General features: G+C 70.7%; 15 protein-coding genes. 7 read left to right on the forward strand and 8 right to left on the reverse strand.

The window, feature by feature from the left end; translation table 11 throughout:
• On the forward strand, positions 1-851 hold an 851-nt coding region (locus RIM90_RS14590), incomplete at its 5' end, for a DUF1996 domain-containing protein (RefSeq protein ID WP_309061117.1).
• 76 nt (positions 852-927) lie between these two features.
• Here RIM90_RS14590 and RIM90_RS14595 read toward each other — a convergent pair.
• On the reverse strand, positions 928-1,386 hold the full coding sequence (locus RIM90_RS14595; protein ID WP_309061118.1) for a hypothetical protein: 459 nt from the start codon (positions 1,384-1,386) through the stop codon (positions 928-930).
• Between the two features lie 136 nt (positions 1,387-1,522).
• On the opposite strand from RIM90_RS14595, the gene RIM90_RS14600 reads away from it, so the two are divergent.
• The 4 genes from RIM90_RS14600 to RIM90_RS14615 all read left to right on the forward strand — a co-directional run bounded on the left by RIM90_RS14600 (position 1,523) and on the right by RIM90_RS14615 (position 5,164).
• Positions 1,523-2,035 carry a tetratricopeptide repeat protein gene (locus tag RIM90_RS14600; RefSeq protein WP_309061119.1) on the forward strand — a complete coding sequence of 171 codons (513 nt, stop codon included), beginning with the start codon at positions 1,523-1,525 and terminating at the stop codon, positions 2,033-2,035.
• A 48-nt stretch (positions 2,036-2,083) separates the two neighbouring features.
• Positions 2,084-3,991 (forward strand): hypothetical protein, encoded by a 1,908-nt coding sequence (locus RIM90_RS14605; RefSeq protein ID WP_309061120.1) that lies wholly within the window; start codon positions 2,084-2,086, stop codon positions 3,989-3,991.
• Between the two features lie 64 nt (positions 3,992-4,055).
• On the forward strand, positions 4,056-4,751 hold the full coding sequence (locus RIM90_RS14610; protein WP_309061121.1) for a TetR/AcrR family transcriptional regulator: 696 nt from the start codon (positions 4,056-4,058) through the stop codon (positions 4,749-4,751).
• Positions 4,748-5,164: a hypothetical protein gene (locus RIM90_RS14615; protein ID WP_309061122.1), complete on the forward strand. Its 417-nt coding sequence runs from the start codon at positions 4,748-4,750 to the stop codon at positions 5,162-5,164. The genes RIM90_RS14610 and RIM90_RS14615 overlap by 4 nt, the downstream gene beginning before the upstream one ends.
• A gap of 31 nt (positions 5,165-5,195) precedes the next feature.
• Here the strand turns inward: RIM90_RS14615 and RIM90_RS14620 are convergent, their stop codons facing one another.
• The 7 genes from RIM90_RS14620 to RIM90_RS14650 all read right to left on the reverse strand — a co-directional run bounded on the left by RIM90_RS14620 (position 5,196) and on the right by RIM90_RS14650 (position 17,932).
• The gene (locus RIM90_RS14620) at positions 5,196-5,555 is read right to left on the reverse strand and encodes a 5-carboxymethyl-2-hydroxymuconate Delta-isomerase (RefSeq protein WP_309061123.1); all 360 of its coding nucleotides are present in this window, start codon (positions 5,553-5,555) and stop codon (positions 5,196-5,198) included.
• Positions 5,556-5,609: 54 nt separating this feature from the next.
• Complete coding sequence (gene pulA, locus RIM90_RS14625; RefSeq protein ID WP_309061124.1) at positions 5,610-11,021, reverse strand: pullulanase-type alpha-1,6-glucosidase; 5,412 nt, start codon at positions 11,019-11,021, stop codon at positions 5,610-5,612.
• Between the two features lie 201 nt (positions 11,022-11,222).
• Entirely contained in the window at positions 11,223-12,596 is a 1,374-nt protein-coding gene (locus tag RIM90_RS14630; protein WP_309061125.1) for an alpha-amylase family protein, read from the reverse strand.
• A 168-nt stretch (positions 12,597-12,764) separates the two neighbouring features.
• A complete protein-coding gene (locus RIM90_RS14635) occupies positions 12,765-14,462 on the reverse strand; it encodes a glycoside hydrolase family 13 protein (protein ID WP_309061126.1) in 1,698 nt (565 codons plus the stop codon).
• 171 nt (positions 14,463-14,633) lie between these two features.
• Complete coding sequence (locus RIM90_RS14640) at positions 14,634-15,545, reverse strand: sugar ABC transporter permease (protein WP_309061127.1); 912 nt, start codon at positions 15,543-15,545, stop codon at positions 14,634-14,636.
• 13 nt (positions 15,546-15,558) lie between these two features.
• Positions 15,559-16,563, reverse strand: a complete 1,005-nt coding sequence (locus tag RIM90_RS14645) for a sugar ABC transporter permease (RefSeq protein ID WP_309061128.1) — start codon at positions 16,561-16,563, stop codon at positions 15,559-15,561.
• Positions 16,564-16,660: 97 nt separating this feature from the next.
• Positions 16,661-17,932 (reverse strand): extracellular solute-binding protein, encoded by a 1,272-nt coding sequence (locus tag RIM90_RS14650; RefSeq protein WP_309061129.1) that lies wholly within the window; start codon positions 17,930-17,932, stop codon positions 16,661-16,663.
• 421 nt (positions 17,933-18,353) lie between these two features.
• On the opposite strand from RIM90_RS14650, the gene RIM90_RS14655 reads away from it, so the two are divergent.
• Both RIM90_RS14655 and RIM90_RS14660 read left to right on the forward strand, forming a co-directional pair.
• Positions 18,354-19,388: a LacI family DNA-binding transcriptional regulator gene (locus tag RIM90_RS14655; RefSeq protein ID WP_309061130.1), complete on the forward strand. Its 1,035-nt coding sequence runs from the start codon at positions 18,354-18,356 to the stop codon at positions 19,386-19,388.
• 132 nt (positions 19,389-19,520) lie between these two features.
• A complete protein-coding gene (locus RIM90_RS14660) occupies positions 19,521-20,411 on the forward strand; it encodes a phosphatase PAP2 family protein (RefSeq protein ID WP_309061131.1) in 891 nt (296 codons plus the stop codon).
• Positions 20,412-20,440: the final 29 nt, after the last annotated feature.

The following is a 20,440-nucleotide window of genomic DNA, read 5'->3' on the forward strand; positions in this document are numbered from 1 at the left end:
TGCCGGCGAACGGCGACACCGGCTCGACGGGCAGCTTCACCACGAACTGCGGCACCAACGCGAACGAGAACCGCAACTCGGACAACGTGATCGTCGCTCCCGGTGTCAGCAACGGTGCGCAGCACCAGCACGACTACGTCGGCAACCAGGCCAACAACGCCTTCGCGAGCGACGAGGACCTGGCGGGCGGCGAGACCACCTGCCAGAACCAGGGCGACAGGTCGACGTACTTCTGGCCGGTCCTGCGGATCCAGGACGGTTCGCAGGACATCGACCAGAACCAGCCCGGTGGCGGTCAGGACGGCAACGTCGGCAGGATCGTCGAGCCCAGCGAGGCGGAGCTGAGGTTCGTCGGCAACCGGACGAGCGACGTCGTCGCGATGCCGACGGGCCTGCGCATCATCACCGGTGACGCCAAGTCCTTCACCAACGGCCTGAACAACGCCAACACCTCCTGGAGCTGCACCGGCTTCGAGGACCGTCAGGTGACGGACAAGTACCCGATCTGCCCCGAGGGCAGCAGCGTCGTCCGGACGTCCAACTTCCAGAGCTGCTGGGACGGCCAGAACACCGACAGCGCCAACCACCGCACACACGTCGACTTCGTCGAGGCGGACGGCAGCTGCTCGAACGGCTTCCGGGCCATCCCCCAGCTCCAGGTCCGCCTGGTCTACGACATCCCGGCCCCGCAGATCGACAACGGGCAGCTCGTGAACCCGTTCGCGGTGGACTCCTTCCCGGAGCAGCTGCACAAGCCGATCACCGACCACAACGACTTCATCAACTTCTTCGACGAGGACCTGATGAACGAGATGGTCGACTGCATCAACAGCGGCCAGGACTGCCAGTAGCCCTGAACCGGTGAGCGGGAGGCCGGCGGTGGGAATCCCCCACCGCCGGCCTCTTCGTGTGCCCGGTGCCGCGGGGTCAGCCGTGGGGACCGTCGCCGCCGTGGTCACCGCGGTTGTGGCTGCCACCGGGGTTCATGTGCTCGGACCCTTCCTCCAGCGTGCCGCCGAGCGCGGACCGCAGCCGGGTGACCGTCTTCTCCTGGCCGACGGCGACCCATTTGCGGCCGACGAGGTAGTAGCCGCCGTAGTCCTTCGCTCCGTTCAGCCACTCGCGCTGGCCGCGGTCGGTGGCGAAGGTGGCGAGGACGAACTTGCCGTCGCCGTTGCCGCAGAGGGCCTGCCGGATCTCGTCGGCGTCCGTCTGCACGTTCGGCTTGCACTTCACCTCGGCGGCCAGACGCTCGAGGCTGCCGGTCGCGGTCACCGGCACCTTGCCCTCCCCGTCGCCCTGACCCTCGCCGCCGGAGCCGCAGCCCGTCAGCGCCAGTGCCACCACCGCGCCGGTCAGCGCGAGCATCGGTCGGGTCACCCTCATGTGTTCCTCCGGTCCTCGACGGCGGCATGCCGCACGGAGCCCCGGCACGGGGCCCTCTCGCCTTCGATACGGCCACCGCGCCCGGAGCGCTCAATCCCCGGTGCGGCGACGGGCCCGCGCGTGTGACAGTGGCCCGATGAACAACGACTGGGAAGATCGCGTGGCCGCCGCCTGGGCCGGCTTCGACGACTGCGCGGAGGACGACGCGCCGGCCTTCCGCGCCGTGATCGACGCGCTCGTGGCCGAACTGCCCGAGGACAGTCCGCTGGGTCCCTTCGAGCAGGCCTGCGCCTGGGACTCCACGGGCCACTCCGACAAGGCGGTTCCGCTCTACCGGCAGGCACTGGACGGCGGGCTCGCCGAGGAGAGCCGTCACAAAGCGAGACGGGCGAGGATCCAGTTGGCCAGTTCGCTGCGGAACACCGGCCGGGCGGAGGAGGGCATACGGCTGCTGACGCCCGAACTGGACGCCCCGTCCGACGAGCTGGACGACGCCGTGCGCGCCTGTCTGGCGCTGTGCCTGTCCGATGCGGGCCGTGACCGCGAGGGGCTGTCCCTGGTCCTCGGTGCCCTCGCTCGCCATCTCCCGCGCTACCAGCGGTCGATGGCCGCCTACGCCCGCCTGCTCGTCGAACCCGCCGGGGAGTGACGGTTCACCGTCGGGTGACCATCCGCCGATTCGTTCGTTCAGCTGAACGTGCAGTCACAGGATGCCGCCCGTCACCCCGCCCCCTCCTCCCCGGCCGGACCGGTCGTGGACGTCGAGCAGGCCGAGGCCGCGCTCGTCGAGCACTATCCGCGGCTGGTCCGGCTCGCCTACCTGGTGCTGCCGTCCGGGATGGGACGTGGCAGGCGGGTGCTGACCGCGCACTCCCTCACCCAGCGCGCGCTGCCCCGCGCCCGCACCCCGGCCCCGGTGATCCCCTCCCAGCCGGCCGGCCGCGACGGCGACCCCGGGTACGCGCTGGTCCGCCTCCAGGTGGTGCGTACGGCGCTGGAGGCCGGCCTGCCGCTGCGGCGCAGGGCGTGGCCCAGGCGGGCGCAGCTGCCGCCGCTGCTGCCCCAGGTGTGGGGCCTGAAGCTGTTCCCGCGCCCGGGCGGCGCCGACGAACTCGCCCTGGACCAGCGGCTGTCCGCGCTCTCCGGCCCGGCTCGCGCCGCCTACGTGCTGCGTGGTCTGGAGCGGCTCCCGGACGGGGACGTGCGCGAGGTCCTCACGGCCGCGGGCGTCACCGACGCGGACGCCGCGCTGGACGAGGCCGGCCGGGTCCCCGACGAGTACCGGCTGCTCGACTCCCCCGAGTTCGACCCCTGCTCGCTGCAGGCCCGGCCGACCGATCTGCTGCGCCGCCGCCGTCATCTGAACGCCACACTGGTGGCCGGGGCCGCGCTCGCCGTCTGCGGGGCGCTGCTCGGACCGGCGGGTGACGGCCGGGCCCCCGACGGCGCCGCCGCTCCCCCGTACGCGCAGAACCCGGCCGCGCGGGCGGCGCTGGACCCCGGGAAACTGACCCGGGTCTCCCCCACCGCCTGGAAGACCTCCGCACGCGTCGACTTCTCGGTGTGGCCGGCACGCGGCGACCTCACCGGCGACAGGGCCCTGCTGCGCCGCGCCCTCACCGTCTGGGCCCGGCCGGGCGGGAGCGTCCGGGTGTCGGCGACCCCCGGCACCCCCTCCGGCGGCCCGGCCGGGCCGCCCCAGCTGCTGTACGCGGGGACGGTCGACAACGCGCGCGTGGTGATCCTCCACGACGGTCTGCGCATCGCCCGGTACGCCGAACCGGTGGACGGCGCGCGCGGTGCGGCACTCGACTTCGCCCGGGTCGACGGGGCCGGCCGGGCCGGGGCGGGCGCGGTGGTGCTGGGCCGGACCGACGGCAACGTCCGCTATCTGACGGCGCCCTGGGTGCGGGGAGCGGGCGAGCGGGACCTGCGCGAGCCGGACTCCGCCGCGACGGACCTCACGCTCACCGACGGGGTGACCCCGCCCCTGCCCAGCCCGGCCCTGAAACCGGGGCCGTGCACCTCGTGGCGCGTGCTGCAGCTGGCCGACGGCACCGGCACCCGTCTGGTGACCGACCTCGGCGAGCTGGTCCCGGCCCGGCTGACCGCGGGGCGGCCCGGCACGGACGGTACGTCCGTCGGCGCCTGGGCGCCGTTCGCCTGCTCGCTGAGCGCGATGCGCTCCGCGGGCGTACGGAGCGTGAACGTCTGGGCGTTCGCCGAACAGCCGCTGCCCGACGCGAGCGGATCGGCGGTGTGGGCGTGCACGCGCGCCGAGACCTGGCGGGGCGGCGGTGCCCGGGTGCTGGCGCAGTTCCACACGCCGGGCGGGCGGTCCGGGGCGGTGACGGCGAAGGCCGAGGACGTGCCGGCGTGCGGGGCGCGCGAGCCGCGGGTGCTCGCCGGGGTGCTGTGGAAGTCCGGGGCGGGCGCCTGGTACCTGCTGGCCGCCGGCAGCCGCGACACGGCGTCCGTCAGGGCGACGGGCGGGGTCGAGGGGTCGGCCCGGGGGCATCTGCTGACCGTCCGCGCCGAGCGGGGCGCCCGGGCCGATCTCAAGGGCACGCTGAAGGACGGGCGGTCGATCAGCGGGCTGCGGTAGCCGGATGAACACCGCCGACGGGTCCGGACCGTTCGAGGCCGAATTCGATCGGTAAGGTGTTCGCATGACTACCGGGGTACGCCGCAGAATGGGAGTCGAGGAGCGGCGGCAGCAGTTGATCGGCGTCGCCCTCGAACTGTTCAGCCGCCGTTCGCCCGACGACGTCTCCATCGACGAGATAGCGTCGGCGGCAGGCATCTCCCGCCCGCTGGTCTACCACTACTTCCCCGGCAAACTCAGCCTGTACGAGGCCGCGTTGAAGCGTGCCGCGGACGACCTGGCGTCCCGGTTCGCCGAGCCGCACGAGGGCCCGCTGGGGGCTCGGCTGCTGCGTGTGATGGGCCGGTTCTTCGACTTCGTCGACGACCACGGCCCCGGTTTCTCCGCCCTGATGCGCGGCGGCCCGGCGGTCGGCTCCTCGACCACCAACGCGTTGATCGACTCCGTGCGGCAGGCCGCGTACGACCAGATGCTGTCGCATCTGGGCGTGGTGGGCCCGGCGCCGGCGCGGCTGGACCTGGTCGTCCGTTCCTGGATCTCGCTCGTCGAGTCGACGGCGCTGATCTGGCTGGACGGGCGGCGCGTCCCGCGCACCGAACTGGAGACCCAGCTGGTGCACGACTTCGCCGCGCTCGCCGCCGTCGCCGCCGCCCACGACGAGGAGCTGGCCACGCTGCTGCGCGGCCTGCTCGAGAACGAGCCGGGCGACGGGCCGTTCACCGATCTGGCGGGCCGGCTCATCGCACTGGCGTCCCGGTGAGCACCGGGACGACGTGGGGCCTGGTCGTCGAGACGACCGTGGGCATCGGGCAGCGCAAGCACGTGGAGGCACATGTGGTGGCGCACGTCACCGGGTCTCGGGAGGAGGCGCTCGCGGAGCTGGAGCGGCGGGCGCGGAACCACGTGCCCGAGCACCCCGCGAACCCCGGGCGCCGTCGCCTCCTGCGGGAGAACGACGGGTTCCTGCTCGTCGTCGACGGGGCGTGGCAGTCGTTCGCGACCCGGTTCACCGTGGCGGAACTGCTGGAGGACTCCGACGCGCCCCGCGCCCCGGCGCCCTCGGCCGGGGCACCGGCCGCGCCACCGGGTGAGCCGGCGGCGCGGCAGGCCGAGCTGGACGCGGACGGAGTACCGGTGCGGCCGGCGTGGCTGGGACGCGACGACCTGCCGTGAACCCGTCCGTCGACCGGTGACCGGTGAGTCCCTACTCGCTCTCGAACTTCCGGTACGACGGGTCGAGGTCGCGCACCTCGGCGGAGGCGTGCAGCACCACGTCGCCGGCCGGCTTCACGTACTGCCGCAGCAGTTCGAGCACGGTCTCGGTGAGCCGGGCCTTGGTCTCGTCCGTGCGCCCGGCCAGCAGGCCGATGTGGACGTGGACGAGGGCGTGCCCGTCGGTGTCGGGGCCGACCACGACGTCCTCCGTCCGGCGGAACCGCGTCTTGCACGCGGGCGGCTTGGCGGCCGCGATCTCGACGACGGCGGTGTGCAGGTCCCGCGCGAAGGCGGGCCGGTCGAAGCCGTCCGCCAGTCGCTCGGAGTAGTCGACGGTGATCTGCGGCATGAGCCCTCCTGTTCCGGGTCGGAGGGCTCACACTATCCGCAGCTCCTTACGGGGTCAGCCGGCCGTGGTGAACACGGCGACCGTGCGCGCCGGAACGGTGAACGTGCCGGTGTCCTCCGCGTAGGACGAGGTCTTCACCACCGCGTCCCCGCCCGCCGCCTGCACCGGGTGCAGGCGGTAGCCCGTCCCGGCGAGCCCGGCGACGCGCTGCTCCTGCTTCTTTGGCGTCGCGTTGAACACCACGACCAGGTCACCGAGGGCCATGGTGATCACGCCGGGCGTCTCGCCCTTCCCGGACAGCGGGAAGGACAGCCGGGACTGCACCTGCGCGGCCGTGTCGAGGGAGAAGACCTTCTCCGTCGTACGGATCCTCAGCAGGTCCCGGTACGCGGCCGAGGCGCCCTCGATCTGCGGGCAGCCGACCTTCACCGCGCCCAGCAGGGGCTGCGCGTAGGGCCACTTGTCCTCGTTGTCGGCGGCCGGCGGCAGACCGCGGCCGAAGCCGTTGCCGTCCGCGCAGTTCCAGTGGATGGCGTTGAACCAGTCGCCGCTGTCGTAGGAGTTGCGGTCCAGGGACTTGGAGCGCAGCAGGTCGGTGCCCGCCTGGGAGAGCGCCGGGCCCTGTGAGAGGGCGGCCGTCGCCATGGCGAGGACCTGCATGCGCGCCCGGTCCGCGGCCGCCGTGTCCTTCGGCAGCTTGAAGGCGAGCGCGTCGAACAGCGTCTCGTTGTCGTGCGCGTCCGCGTAGGCGAGGGCGTCGCCGGGCGCGTCCGCGTATCCGGCGGGAGCGCCGTTGTAGTCGACCTGGGAGCCCTTGACCTCCCTGCCGCTGGTGTCGGTGAAGGTGTAGTCGGCGAGGTTGCCGCTCAGGCCCACCTTGATCAGGTCCTGGTAGTGCAGGAGGCGGGCCTTCTGCTCGGCCTCGGTGCCGTTGCTCTTCGAGGAGTTGGGGTCGGTGTAGAGGCCGGAGGCGAAGCCCTGGACGCCGGGGTCCTCGTCGAAGGGGCCGCCGCCGCGCACGGCGTCACGGGCCCGGTCGGAGAAGGTGGCGATGCCGGTGCCGGCCATGTTCTTCTGCGTGGCCTGGACGAAGCGGGCGTCGTCGGCGATCTCGCCGAAGTTCCAGCCCTCGCCGTACAGGATGATCTTCTTGCCGTCGACGCCGTCCTTCTCGGGGGTGAGCGCGTCGAGGGCCTTGCGGACGGCGAGGATGTTGGCCTTCGGGTGGTGGCCCATGAGGTCGAAGCGGAAGCCGTCGACCTTGTACTCCTTGGCCCAGGTGACGACCGAGTCGACGACGAGCTTGCCCATCATGGCGTTCTCGGTGGCCGTGTTGGCGCAGCAGGTGCTGTTGGCGACCGAGCCGTCGGCGAGCAGCCGCTGGTAGTAGCCGGGCACGATCCGGTCGAGCACGGACGTCTTCGCCTGGCCGCTCGCCGCGGTGTGGTTGTAGACGACGTCCATGACGACGCGCAGGCCGTCCTCGTTGAGCGCCTTGACCATCTCGCGGAACTCGACCGTGCGGGCGGTGCCGTCCGGGTCGGTGGCGTAGGAGCCCTCGGGGACCGTGTAGTGGTACGGGTCGTAGCCCCAGTTGTAGGCGTCCTCGGCGGCGGACTTCGCCACGCACTCCTGCTGCTTGCCGGAGTCGGCCGGGTAGGAGGCGAGGTCGCAGTCGACGGTCGCCTGGTCGGACTTCCGCTCCGGGACGGTGGCGATGTCGAAGGCCGGGAGGAGGTGGACGTACGAGGTGCCCGCCTCGGCGAGCTCCTTCAGGTGCCTGCTGCCGTCGCTGTCCTTGTCGGTGAAGGCCAGGTAGGTGCCCCGGTGCTCCGCCGTCCGGTCCTCCACGGAGAAGTCCCGGATGTGCAGTTCCTGGATCTGGGCGTCCTTCAGCGGCACGGCCCTCGGCTTGTCGAGGGTCGCCCAGCCCTCGGGGGCGAGGCTCCGGTCGCCGAGGTCGACGACGAGGCTGCGCTCGGAGTCGGTCGTGAGGGCCACCGAGTAGGGGTCGGTGACCTTGTTGGTGACGATCCCGCGGGCCTCGGGCGCCCAGACCTTCACGGCGTACCGGTAGGGCTTGCCCTTCCAGGAACCCGGGCCGGTGACGGACCAGACGCCGGTGGCGTCGTCGCGCTTCATCCGGACCGTGGAGCCGCCGATCTCCAGGGAGACGTCCTGGGCGGTCGGCGCCCACACGGAGAGCGTGGGGCGGCCGTTCCGGAAGACCGGGCCGAGCTCCGCCTTCGTCGCCTCGGCGGCGTACAGGTCGTCCAGGACGCCCCCGATCTGCACGCCGGTCGCGGCGAGCACGGCGCCGCTCGCGGCGCGCTGGGAGGCGACGACCTGGCCGCGCAGGGCCTCGCGCACCCGGTCCCGGTCGCGCGGGTCGACCGACCAGGCGGTGCCGTCCTTCAGGTGCGGGAACCTCTCCTTCTGGGCGTCGGTGAGGGACGTCTTCGTCAGGCGGAGCCAGCGCTCGTCGTCGCTCGTGAGCGTGCCGTCCTGCACCTTGACGGAGCCGGTGCGGGAGGCGAGGAGCTGGGTGGAGGCGGCGGCGCCGGAGCCGTCCCAGACCACGGTGTCCCGGTCGATCCAGACCGCCTTGGAGGTGGTCGGGTCGAGGGCGGCCGCGGAACCGGCGGGCTGCGGCAGCAGGTACTTCTCCTGGCCGCTCAACAGCCACACCTCGTGGCCGTTCGCCTTGAGGTCGAGCGACTGGTCGGTGGGCAGGTCCTTCTCGTCGCCCTTGTGGACGATGTAGCCGAGGCTGGTGGCACCCTCGGTGAGCGGCACCTCGAAGACCGCGCCATAGGCATCAGTCTTCACCGGCTTCAGGGGGTTCGACCAGTCGGTGGGGTTCGCGGCGCCGGTCCACACGTGCAGGCCCCAGCCGTCGTAGTTCCCGTCGGCGCGGTGGTAGTGGAGCACCGCCTTGCTCTTGTCCTGCGCCGGGTAGTCGGGCCGCTCGGTGGTGACGGTCTCCTCGCCCTGCTCGATCCAGACCTCGCCGGTCCGGGTGACGTCGATGGTGCGGTCGGTGGAGACGTCCTTGTTTCCGTCCTTGTCGATCACCAGGAAGCCCACGTCGGAGGCGCCGGGCTTGAGCTTGACGTAGGCGAAGGCGCCGTAGGCGTCGCGGCCGGTGAAGGGGTGGCTCTTCGGCCACTCGGTGGCCTCGCCGTCGGCGAGGTCGCCCCAGGCGTACAGGCCCCAGTCGTCGTAGTTCCCGTCCGCGCGCTTGTAGTGGACGACCGCGTAGTCGCGGGAGGCGGCGGTGGGCGGGGCCTCGACGGGCGGGGTGCCGGTGGTGGAGGCGGCCAGGGCGCTCGCGGTGCGGCCGGCCGAGTCGATCACGACGGCCTTGTAGCGCAGGGCGGTGCCGGCGGGGACGTCCGCGCCGATGGTGTGGGTGACCTTGTAGGGGGCGTGGTCGGCGGAGCCGAGGGTCTGCCACCTGCCGTTGCCGGTCTGGGCGGCGAAGACGACCCGGTTGAGCCGGCCCCCGTCGACGTCGGCGGTGAGCTCGACGGTGCCGGTGGCGCCGGCCTCCGGGGCCTTGAGGGTGATCGTGGGCTTCGCGGCGGGCTTCGCGAGCGGGCCGGAGGCCTTGAGGACGATCGCCGAGCCGGCCGGGACGGTGACGGTGATCTTCTTGTCGGCGTCGCTGGTGACGGAGGCGTCGGTGCCGTGGATGCCCCGGAACGTCATCCGGGCGGAGCCGGTCGCGAAGGTGGCCTTCTTCGCCTCGTCGGCGTTGTTGAAGGCGACCACGTACTCGGTGGTGTCCTTCTCCGTGCCGGTGCGGGAGAAGGCGTAGACGCCGGCGCCGTCGTCCGCGTGGCGCTCCTGCTGGATGCCGTCGGTGAGGGCCGGGTGGGCCTTGCGGAGCTTCGCGAGGGCGCTGATCTGCCGGTAGAGCGGTGAGCGCGTGTCGTAGGTGTCCTCGGCGTGGGTGCGGTCGCTGCCGATCAGGTCGTCGTCGAGGTAGTCGGCGGTACGGGAGGCGAACAGGGTCTGGCGGGCGTCCTTGTCGCCGCCGGCACCGGTGAAGCCCTGCTCGTCGCCGTAGTAGACGACCGGGTTGCCGCGGCTGAGGAACATCAGCTCGTTGGCGAGCATGTCCTTCTTCAGCAGTTCGGCGTCGGACGCCTTCGGGTTGTCCTGCTTCAGGAACGTCCCGATGCGGCCCATGTCGTGGTTGCCGAGGAAGGTGACCTGCTCGTAGGCGTTGGACCGGCCGGTCGTGTACTTGTAGTCGTCGCCGAAGACCGCCGCGAGGCTCTTCGCGCTGCCGCCCTGGGAGGCGTACCGGCGGGCCGCCTCCTGGAAGGGGAAGTCGAGGGTGGCGTCCAGGCGGCCCTGGGTGACGTACGGGGAGGTGACGTCCGTGTCGGCGGAGTAGACCTCGCCGAACATGAAGAAGTCGTCCCGGCCCTTCTTGGCCGCGTAGGCGTCCAGGGCGGTGGCCCACTGGGTCCAGAACTCCATGTTGACGTGCTTCACGGTGTCGATCCGGAAGCCGTCGATGTCGAAGTCCCTGACCCACCGCTGGTAGATCTTCTCCATGCCGCTGACGACCTCGGGACGCTCGGTCCACAGGTCGTCGAGCCCGGAGAAGTCGCCGTGCGTGCTGGACTCGCCGGCGAAGGTGGAGTCGCCCCGGTTGTGGTACATCTGCGGGTCGTTGAGCCAGGACGGGACCTTGAGCCGCTTCTTCGCGGCGGGGACGACCGGCGTGCGCGGGAAGGAGTCCGCGTCGACGCGGGGGAACCGGCGGGAGCCGTCGGCGTAGTCGGCGTCGTCGAAGGGCTCGCCGTCCTTCGTCAGGTACGGGAAGGCGCCCTTGGAGAGGTAGTCGTAGGACTTCTCCTCGTAGTCGACGACGTCGGCGGTGTGGTTGGTGATGACGTCGAAGAAGACCTTCATGCCCTTGGCGTGGGCCTTGTCGATGAGGGTCTCGAGGTCCTCGTTGGTGCCGAAGTGCGGGTCGACCTGGGTGAAGTCGGTGATCCAGTAGCCGTGGTAGCCGGCGGAGGCGTCCTTGCCGGTGCCCTGCACGGGCTGGTTCTTGAAGATCGGCGCCATCCAGATGGCGGTGGTGCCGAGCCCCTTGATGTAGTCGAGCTTCTCGGTGAGGCCCTTGAGGTCGCCGCCCTGGTAGAAGCCCTTGTCGGTGGGGTCGTACCCGGTGCTGAGCCGGGAACCGGTCAGCCCGCCGCGGTCGTTCTTCGCGTCGCCGTTGGCGAAACGGTCCGGCAGGACGAAGTAGAACTGCTCGCGGGTCAGGTCGTGCCGCGCGGGGGACGCGGCGAGCTTCGCGTCCGAGGGGGGCGCCGGCGGGGTGGCGGCGCCGGCGGCGAGCGGCTGGACGAGGGTGGCGGCGAGCGCGGCCACGGTGACGGCGGCGACCCGTCTTCCCTGCACGGTGCGGCGCCGCGCGGGCGCCGGCCATCTGGGTATCACAGGCGTGAACTCCTTGCGATTACGGCTCATTGGGTCCGACCCCGCGCCACGGCACGACCTGTTTCGGCCACGTCACCGGGGCGCCGGCGCGACCGTACCGCCGTTGAAAGCGTTACAGCAAGAGGTGTGAAAGTAACAGTAAGGACTTGCGTGCCGGCGTCGGCCGCGCCGCCGGTGAACAGCGGCACGGCCGGCGCGCGTTCAGCAGGAGGACTTGCCCGCGTACACCGCGAGGGCCGTGCGGGAGCCCAGGGTGGCGGTGAGGCGGCCCGAACCGTCCACCTTCACCGTCGTGTTGTTCTGGACGTTGCAGTACGTGCCCGCCGGGAGGGAGGTCTGGTAGGTGCGGGTCAGGGAGCCGGACTCGTGGTTGATGGCCACGAAGCCCTTGCTGCCCCGGCCGAAGGCGATCGCGTCGCCGCCGTTGTCCCACCAGTCGGTCACCGCCTGGCCCCGGGTGGCGTTGCGGAAGGCGACCATGGACCTGATCTCCGGCCAGGCGTGCTGGCACTTCCAGCCGCTCTGCCAGCAGGCGTCCACCCGGCCGCCGTTCGGCGGGCCGGCGTCGTGGTCGGAGAACTCGTAGCCGGAGTTGATGTCCGGGGCGCCGTAGGGCCAGGCCAGCATGAAGACGTTGGCCAGGGTGTAGGCGGCGTTGTCCTTGTAGCTGAGCGTGGAGCCGTTGCGCTCGGTGTCGTGGTTGTCGACGAAGACGCCGGAGACGGAGCTGTTCAGGTAGCCCCAGCCCTCGCCGTAGTTCTTCAGGTAGGCGAGGTTCTCGTTGGTGAAGACCCGCTTGAGGTCGTAGGCGTAGCGGAACTCCTGGACGTCGCCGTTGCCCGTGTACTCGGCGGGCTGGACGGCCTCTCCGCTGCCGTGGATGACCTCCTGCTTCCAGTAGGCCGAGGGGTTGGTCAGCCGGGACTTGATGTCGGCGAGGTCGGCGGCCGGCATGTGCTTGGCGGCGTCGATGCGGAAGCCGTCCACGCCGAGGGAGAGCAGGTCGTTCATGTACCCGGCGATGGTCTTGCGGACGTACTCCTCGCCGGTGTCGAGGTCGGCGAGGCCGACCAGCTCGCAGTTCTGGACGTTCCAGCGGTCCTGGTAGGTGGTGATCTGCGAGGTGCAGTTGTCGAAGTCGTACCGGGAGTACAGACCGGGGTAGTCGTACTTCGTGTACGGCGAGCCGCCGGTGCCGGTGCCGTTGCCCGCGGACATGTGGTTGATGACCGTGTCGACGACGACCTTCACGCCGGCCGCGTGGCAGGTGTTCACCATGTTCCGGAACGCGGTGCGGTCACCGAGCCGGCCGGCGATCCTGTAGCTCACCGGCTGGTACGACGTCCACCACGTGGAGCCCTGTATGTGCTCGGCGGGTGGTGAGACCTGCACGTATCCGTATCCGGCGGGGCCCAGGGTGTTGGTGCACTCGCGGGCGACCGAGGCGAAGTTCCACTCGAAGAGGACGGCGGTGACGTCCTTGGTGCCGGGGGGCGAGGCCTCCGCGGCCGTCGGGGTCATGACAACCGAGGCGGCCGCGAGGGCGACGGCTCCGGCGAGGCTTCTGCGTGCCATGTGGGGTTTCCTTCTTCATCGAAGGGTGTGGGGACCGCTGGAGGACGCCTGAAGCTTCTTGCTGAAAGCTTCAGCAACCTTGCGGCAACGCAGATGTTAGAGGCCCGCCGCCCGAAAGGGCAGCGGGCCGTACCAACTTGGAGGAAAAAAGTTGCGGGCCGGACGATCTCAGCCGGTGGTCCACCACACGGTGGTGTCGGCCGGGACCTTCGCCTCGCCGTCCGCCTCGACCACCTCACCGCTGGTGAGCAGCACCCGCCCGTACGCCGGGGTGGTCACCGACTCCCCCGTGGTGTTCGCGACGCACACGAACTCCCCGCGGCGGAAGGCGAGGACCCCCTCGGGTGCCCGCAGCCACTCCACCGCGTCGCCCGCGCCCAGGTCGGGCTGCTCCCGGCGCACGGCGAGCGCGGCCCGGTAGAGCTCCAGCGTCGAACCGGGCACGCCGGTCTGCGCCTCGACGCTCAGCTCGCCCCACCCCGCCGGCTGCGGCAGCCAGCTGCCGCCGTCGCCGAAGCCGTACGACGAGCCCGTACGGGTCCACGGGATCGGCACCCGGCAGCCGTCGCGGAAGCCGTCCTGGCCCGCGCCCCGGAAGTACGCCGGGTCCTGGCGCACCTCGTCCGGCAGGTCCACGACGTCCGGCAGGCCCAGCTCCTCGCCCTGGTAGACGTAGGCCGAACCGGGCAGCGCCAGCATCAGCAGCGTCGCCGCGCGGGCCCGGCGCAGGCCCAGCTCGCGGTCGCCGGCCAGGCGGATCTGGGTGCCGAGGCCGGGCGGGTTGGCGAAGCGGGTGGCGTGCCGGGTGACGTCGTGGTTGGACAGCACCCAGGTGGCGGGGGCGCCGACCGGGCGCATCGCCTCCAGGGTGCGGTCGATGACCTCACGCAGCTCTTCGGCGTCCCAGTGGGTGCCCAGGTACTGGAAGTTGAACGCCTGGTGCAGCTCGTCGGGGCGCACGTAGTTGGCGGTGCGCTCGACGGTCGGGGTCCACGCCTCCGCGACGAAGATCCGCTCGCCGGAGTACTCGTCGAGGATGCGGCGCCACTGCCGGTAGATCTCGTGCACGCCGTCCTGGTCGAAGAACGGCATGACATCGTTGCCCAGCAGCTTCAGCTGCTCGTGGGATCCGAGGTCCGGCAGGCCCTCGGCCTTCACCATGCCGTGGGCGACGTCGATGCGGAAGCCGTCCACTCCCATGTCCAGCCAGAAGCGGAGGATGGAGCGGAACTCGTCGCCGACCGCCGGGTGCTCCCAGTTGAAGTCGGGCTGCTCGGGTGCGAAGAGGTGCAGGTACCACTCGCCGGGCGTGCCGTCGGGCTCGGTCACCCGGGTCCAGGCCGGGCCGCCGAAGATCGACTCCCAGTCGTTGGGCGGCAGCTCGCCGTTCTCGCCCTTGCCGGGCCGGAAGTGGTAGCGGTCCCGCAGCGGCGATCCGGGACCCTCGGCGACGGCCCGCTTGAACCACTCGTGCTGGTCGGAGGAGTGGTTGGGCACGAGGTCGACGATGATCCTCAGGCCCAGCCGGTGGGCGTCCCGGATCAGCGCGTCCGCGTCGAGCAGGGTGCCGAACATGGGATCGACGGCGCGGTAGTCGGCGACGTCGTAGCCGGCGTCGGCCTGCGGGGAGGCGTAGAAGGGGCTGAGCCACACGGCGTCCACACCGAGGTCGCGCAGGTACGGCAGGCGGGAGCGGATGCCCTCCAGGTCACCCATGCCGTCGCCGTTGCTGTCGGCGAAGCTGCGCGGGTACACCTGGTAGATCACCGCGTCCCGCCACCAGTCGCTGCGGCGCCTGGCGACGGTGGCGACGGCCGCGTCGGTCGTGGGGGTCGGGGCCGGGGCGGCGGAGTGCTGCTGGCTCATGTCGTCCTTGATACGAGTGCGGGCAGGGAGCGAGTGGGCGGGCGGCCGGGAGACGAGGCGGCCGCGGTGTCAGCGGGGTCTGGGGTCCCTCCCTGCGCGAAGAGCTTGGGGAGGGCACCGCGGCCGCCTACCCGCGTGGTCAGGCACGCGGGAGCCTCGTACGGAAGGGGGTCAGCCCTTCGTGCCGCCGGCGGTGAGGCCGGTCACCAGGTTCTTCTGCACGAGGTAGAAGAACGCGGAGACGGGTATCGCGATCAGGACCGCGGTGGCGGCCATGAGGTTGCGCTGTGCGTCGTGCTCGCTGACGAAGCTCTGCAGACCGACGGCGAGCGTGTACTTCTCGTCGTCGAGCATGAACGTCGTGGCGAAGGCGACCTCGCCGAACGCGGTGATGAAACTGTAGAACGCGGCGACCGCCAGACCCGGCTTGGCGAGCGGCAGGATCAGCCGCACGAACGTGCCGATGGGGGTCAGCCCGTCGACCCGTCCCGCCTCGTCGATCTCGAACGGGATGGTGTCGAAGTAGCCCTTCATCAGCCAGGCGCAGTACGGCACCGCCGTCGAGCAGTAGACGAGGATGAGTCCAAGGTAGCTGTCGATGAGCTGCAGGTCCGAGAGGATCTGGTACATCGGGACCATCAGGACGGCCACCGGGAACATCTGGGTGAGCAGGAGCACCCACATGAACTTCTTGTAGCCCGGGAAGCGCATGCGGGACACCGCGTAGCCGGTGGTGGCGGCGACCAGGACGCCGATGAGCGTGGTGCCGAGCGAGACGATCAGCGAGCTCTTCAGCCAGTCGAAGAAGTTCGTGTTCTGCAGCACGAACGTGTAGTTGTCGAGCGTCATCTTGCCCCAGATGCCGCCGGGGCGCAGATAGTCGTCCTCGTCCGGGCCGAGGGACAGGAAGACCAGCCAGGCGACCGGGAACAGCGCGATCAGGCTGGCGACGATCAGGATGCCGTGCGAGGTGAGGCGGGCCAGGGGGCTGCTCTCGCCGCGCCGGCGCACTGTGCGGGGCGGGAGCGAGTCGTCGGCAGGCCGGTCCGCCGGAGCAGTGGTGGTGATGGTCGAGGTGCTCATGGGGACTCCTGCCTCAGATCGCGAGCTGCTGCTCATTGCGGTTCAGCCAGCGGCGGTAGAAGGAGGTGAAGACGACCAGGATGGCCAGCAGCAGCATGCCGTAGGCCGCGGACTCGGCGAACTCGCGCGGCTGCTGCCCGAAGCCCAGCTGGTAGGCCCAGGTCACGAGGATCTGGGCGTCCGGGGCGGTGTTGCCGAACAGCAGGAAGATGATGGCGAACTGGTTGAAGGTCCAGATGATGCCGAGCAGGACGACGGTGGAGCTGACCGAGCGCAGCCCGGGCAGGGTGACGTGGCGGAACCGCTGCCAGGCGTTCGCGCCGTCCATCTCGGCCGCCTCGTACAGGCTCGCGTCGATGGACTGCAGCCCGCCGAGCAGGGAGACCATCATGAACGGCACACCGCACCAGGTGTTGACCATGATCGCGGCGAACCGCTGCCAGAAGGTGTCCTCCAGCCACTGGGGCGTCGGCAGGCCGAGGGCGTCCAGGCCGGAGTTGATGAGGCCGGCGTCGGCGAGCATGAAGCGCCAGCCGAAGACCGTGACGAAGGTCGGCACGGCCCACGGCAGGATGAGGATCAGCCGGTAGAGGGTGCGGCCCCGCAGCTTCTGGTTGAGCAGCAGGGCGAGGCCCAGGCCGATGCCGTAGTGCAGGGCGACGCAGGCCGCCGTCCACACGATCGTCCAGATGAAGTGCGACCAGAAGCGGTCGTAGGCCGTCTCGCCCCACAGGATGTCGGCGTAGTTGTCCAGGCCGATGAACTTGTAGGTGGCCTCGATCTCGTTGACGCCGATGGTGCGGGCCGAGTTGAGGCTGTCGGCGTCGGTCAGGGTGAGGTAGAAGCCGTACGCCAGGGGGTACAGCACGATGACGCCGAGCACGACGGCCACCGGCGCGATCATGGCGTAGGCGTACCAATGCTTCTGGAATCCGCGCTTGAGGCGGCGGACCGGCCCGGGCCGGGGCGCGCGGTCACCGCGGCGCTTGCCGGTCGCGCGGTCGATGGCGACTGTCATGGTTCGGCACCTTCTGGATGATCAAGGAGTACGGCACACAGGCCGGCGGCCGCCGGACCCTCCCCTCCTGGAAGCGGATCCGGCGGCCGCGCGGGCATTACTTGCTGAAGTCCGGCACCAGCTTGGCGATCGCGGTCTCCGCGTCGCCCAGCCCCTTGTCCAGGGACTCCTTGCCGCCCGCGATCTGGGGCAGCTCGTCGTCCAGCGGACCCCACAGCGAGCTGTACTCGGGCAGGGCCGGGCGCGGCTGGGCGGCCCCGAGGACCGTCTGGTAGCCGGCGATGCCCGGGTCGGCCTTGACCTTGTCGGTGTAGGCGTCGTCACGCGTGGGCAGCGTGGAGTTCTTCAGCGCGATGGTCTCCTGCGCCTTGGCCGAGGTCATGAAGTTGACGAACTTCAGCGCGGCCTTCTGCTTCGCCTCGGTGGAACCGGCGTAGACCGACAGGTTGTGGCCGCCGGTCGGGGCGCCCGCCTTGCCCGCGGAGCCGGCCGGGACGGTGGCGATGCCGAGGTTGTTCTTGTCCTTGAAGGCGGAGCCCTTGTAGAAGTTGGTGATCTCCCACGGGCCCTGGATGATCGAGGCGACCTTGCCGTTGACGAACGCGTCCTGGATGTGGGCGTAGGCGTCGGCGGTGGTGTCGGCCTTGTGCAGGCCCTTGCCCTCGAAGAGGTCCAGCCAGGTGCCGTAGGCCTTCTTGGCCTCGGGCGACTTCACGGTGATCTTCTTGGCGTCGACGTCGACGGTGTCGGTGCCCTCGCCGTAGAGGAAGGGCTGGGCGTAGTAGCCCGCGGTGGAGCCCCAGTAGCCGTCGACGCCGGTCTTCTCCTTGATGGTGGCGGCGGCCTTCTTCAGGTCGTCCCAGGTCTTGGGAGCCTCGACGCCGGCCTTCTCGAAGAGTTCCTTGTTGTAGACGAACGCCAGGGTGTCCGTGGTGAACGGGACGCCGTACGTCTTGCCCTCGTACTTGGCCTGCTCGATCAGGTTGGGCTTGAACTCGCTCTGGTCGGCGAGGGCCTCGGTGCCGTCCAGCGGCAGGAAGAAGCCCTTCTTGGCGAAGGCGGGGGTCCAGCCGACCTCGGAGCGCAGCACGTCGGGGGCGCCCTTGGAACCGGCGGCGGTGTCGAACTTGTTCTGCGCCTGGTCGAAGGGGACGTTGACGTAGTCGACCTTGATGTCCTTGTTGGCGGCCTCGAACTCCTTGACCAGGGCCTTGTACGTCGGCGCCTCGTTGGTCGCGTTGGAGGTGTCCCACCAGGTGATGGTGACCGGGCCGTCGGCCTTGTCACCGCTGTCGCTGTCGCCGCCGCAGGCCGTCGCCGCGAGGGCGAGGGACGCCACCAGCGCGGTGGCCGCTATGCCACGCCGCATGAGTTCTCCTTGAGGGTTAAGCCCGTGTGGTGCAGGGAGCGGCCCCGTCTGCCGCCCTGCCGACTTGCCGACCGCGCCGTTGCCGCCGCCGGGCGACGTGAACGTAACAGCCGTGCAATCGTTTCGAAAGACCTTGCAGAAAAATTTTGCAAGCGACCCGGAGAGTTATGCCGCCGTGACCTCCCCTCAACCGCCGCGCGCCGCGCATTTCCGGGCGTACGGCGGGGGTTCGGACGGGTGTGCAAGACTCTGCAAGCACTTGCCATCCGTTTCCGCCGGGGGAATCATCCGTTGCGGAACGGTCGCCGACCACGACGTGAGGACCGCGATGACCCAGCAGCCCACAGCGGGCCGTTCGACGGCGCGCAGCAGGCGTGCGACCGGTGCGCAAGGACAGACACGGCAGCTACAGTCCGGTCCTGTGACCACACGACTTGCCGACATCGCCGCGCAGGCGGGGGTGAGCGAGGCGACCGTCAGCCGCGTCCTCAACGGCAAGCCGGGCGTCGCCGCCACCACCCGCCAGTCCGTGCTCGCCGCCCTCGACGTCCTGGGCTACGAGCGCCCGGTGCGGCTGCGGCAGCGCAGCGAGGGCCTGGTGGGTCTGATCACCCCCGAGCTGGAGAACCCGATCTTCCCGGCCCTGGCCCAGGTCATCGGGCAGGCGCTGACCCGGCAGGGCTACACCCCGGTGCTCGCCACCCAGACCCCCGGCGGGTCGACGGAGGACGAGCTGACGGAGATGCTCGTGGACCGCGGGGTCGCCGGCATCATCTACGTCTCCGGGCTGCACGCGGACACCACCGCCGACATGCAGCGCTACGAACGACTGCGCGCGCAGGGCGTGCCCTTCGTGCTCGTGGACGGCTTCTCGCCGAAGGTGCAGGCGCCGTTCATCTCCCCCGACGACCGGGCGGCGACGGCGCTCGCGGTCACCCACCTCGTCTCCCTCGGCCACACCCGCATCGGCCTGGCGCTCGGACCGAAGCGGTTCGTGCCGGTGCAGCGCAAGATCGAGGGATTCGTGCGCACCGTGCAGGACCAACTCGGACTGAGCGCCGAGACGGTGGAGAGCGAGCTGATCCAGCACTCCCTCTACACCCTGGAGGGCGGTCAGGCAGCCGCCACGGCGCTCATGGAGCGCGACTGCACGGCGGTGGTGTGCGCGAGCGACATGATGGCGCTGGGCGCGATACGGGCAGCCCGGCAGCGGGGCCTGGACGTGCCGAAGGACATCTCGGTGGTGGGCTTCGACGACTCCCCGCTGATCGCCTTCACCGACCCGCCGCTCACCACCGTCCGCAAGCCGGTCCCGGCGATGGGCCAGGCCGCGGTGCGCACGCTGCTGGAGGAGATCGGCGGGACGCCCGCGCCGCACAGTGAGTTCGTGTTCATGCCGGAGCTGGTGGTGCGCGGTTCGACCGCTTCGGCCCCTGGGGACCGGAATCGTCCTTAGGGTGGAGAACACGGCCCTTCGGGCACTGCCGCAGAAGGAGTTCACGGGCCTCTGCCCGCACGAGAACATGCGGGGCGGACCCGACCGGGGGATGATCCTCGGGAGGGGGGCCGTCTGGCAGACTCTGTGCCCATGGGTGACACGACCGTGACAACGCTGGAAGGCCGCGAACAGGCCGTTCCGCATCCCGTCGCGGACACAGCGGACACAACGGACGAGACGGGGCGGGGACGTCTGCGCCGTCTGCGCACCCCCCGCAGGCCCCGGCTGTGGTTCGAGATCCTGCTGATCGCGGTGAGTTACTGGACGTACTCGCTCATCCGCAACGCCGTGCCCGAGCAGAGGGCCGAGGCGCTGCGCAACGCCGACTGGATCTGGAAGCTGGAGCAGCAACTCGGCATCGCCGTCGAGGAGTCCGTCAACCATGCCGTGAACTCGGTGACTTGGCTCATCGTCGGCATGAACTACTACTACGCCACCCTGCACTTCGTGGTGACTCTGGGTGTCCTGGTGTGGCTCTACCGTAGTCATCCCGGCCGCTACGCGGCCACCCGGCTGGTCCTGTTCACGACCACGGGCATCGCCCTGGTCGGCTACTACCTGTATCCGCTCGCCCCGCCGAGGCTGATGAACGGCCAGGACTTCGTCGACACCGTCATGGTCCACCAGACCTGGGGCTCGATGGCCTCCGGTGACCTGAAGAACATGTCCAACCAGTACGCCGCGATGCCGTCGATGCACATCGGCTGGTCGGTGTGGTGCGGCCTGACGATCTTCGCGCTGGCCACGGTCCCGTGGGTGCGCGTCCTGGGCCTGGTGTACCCGGCGGCCACGCTCGTGGTGATCGTCGCGACCGCCAACCACTTCTGGCTGGACGCGGTGGGCGGCGTGCTCTGCCTCGCCTTCGGCTACGGGGTGGCCCTGCTCTGGTACGGGAGCCGGCCGTACGCCCTGCCGAGGCAGGTGCCGGACGGCGCCGGGAGCCTGCTGCCGGCGCGCAGGCCCCGGCCGGCCCGGAGCTGACCGGGCCGGACCGGCCCGGGCCGCCCCGA

It is taken from the genome of Streptomyces sp. (genome assembly GCF_031181555.1).
In the GTDB taxonomy this organism is placed as follows: Bacteria; Actinomycetota; Actinomycetes; order Streptomycetales; family Streptomycetaceae; genus Streptomyces; species Streptomyces fimbriatus.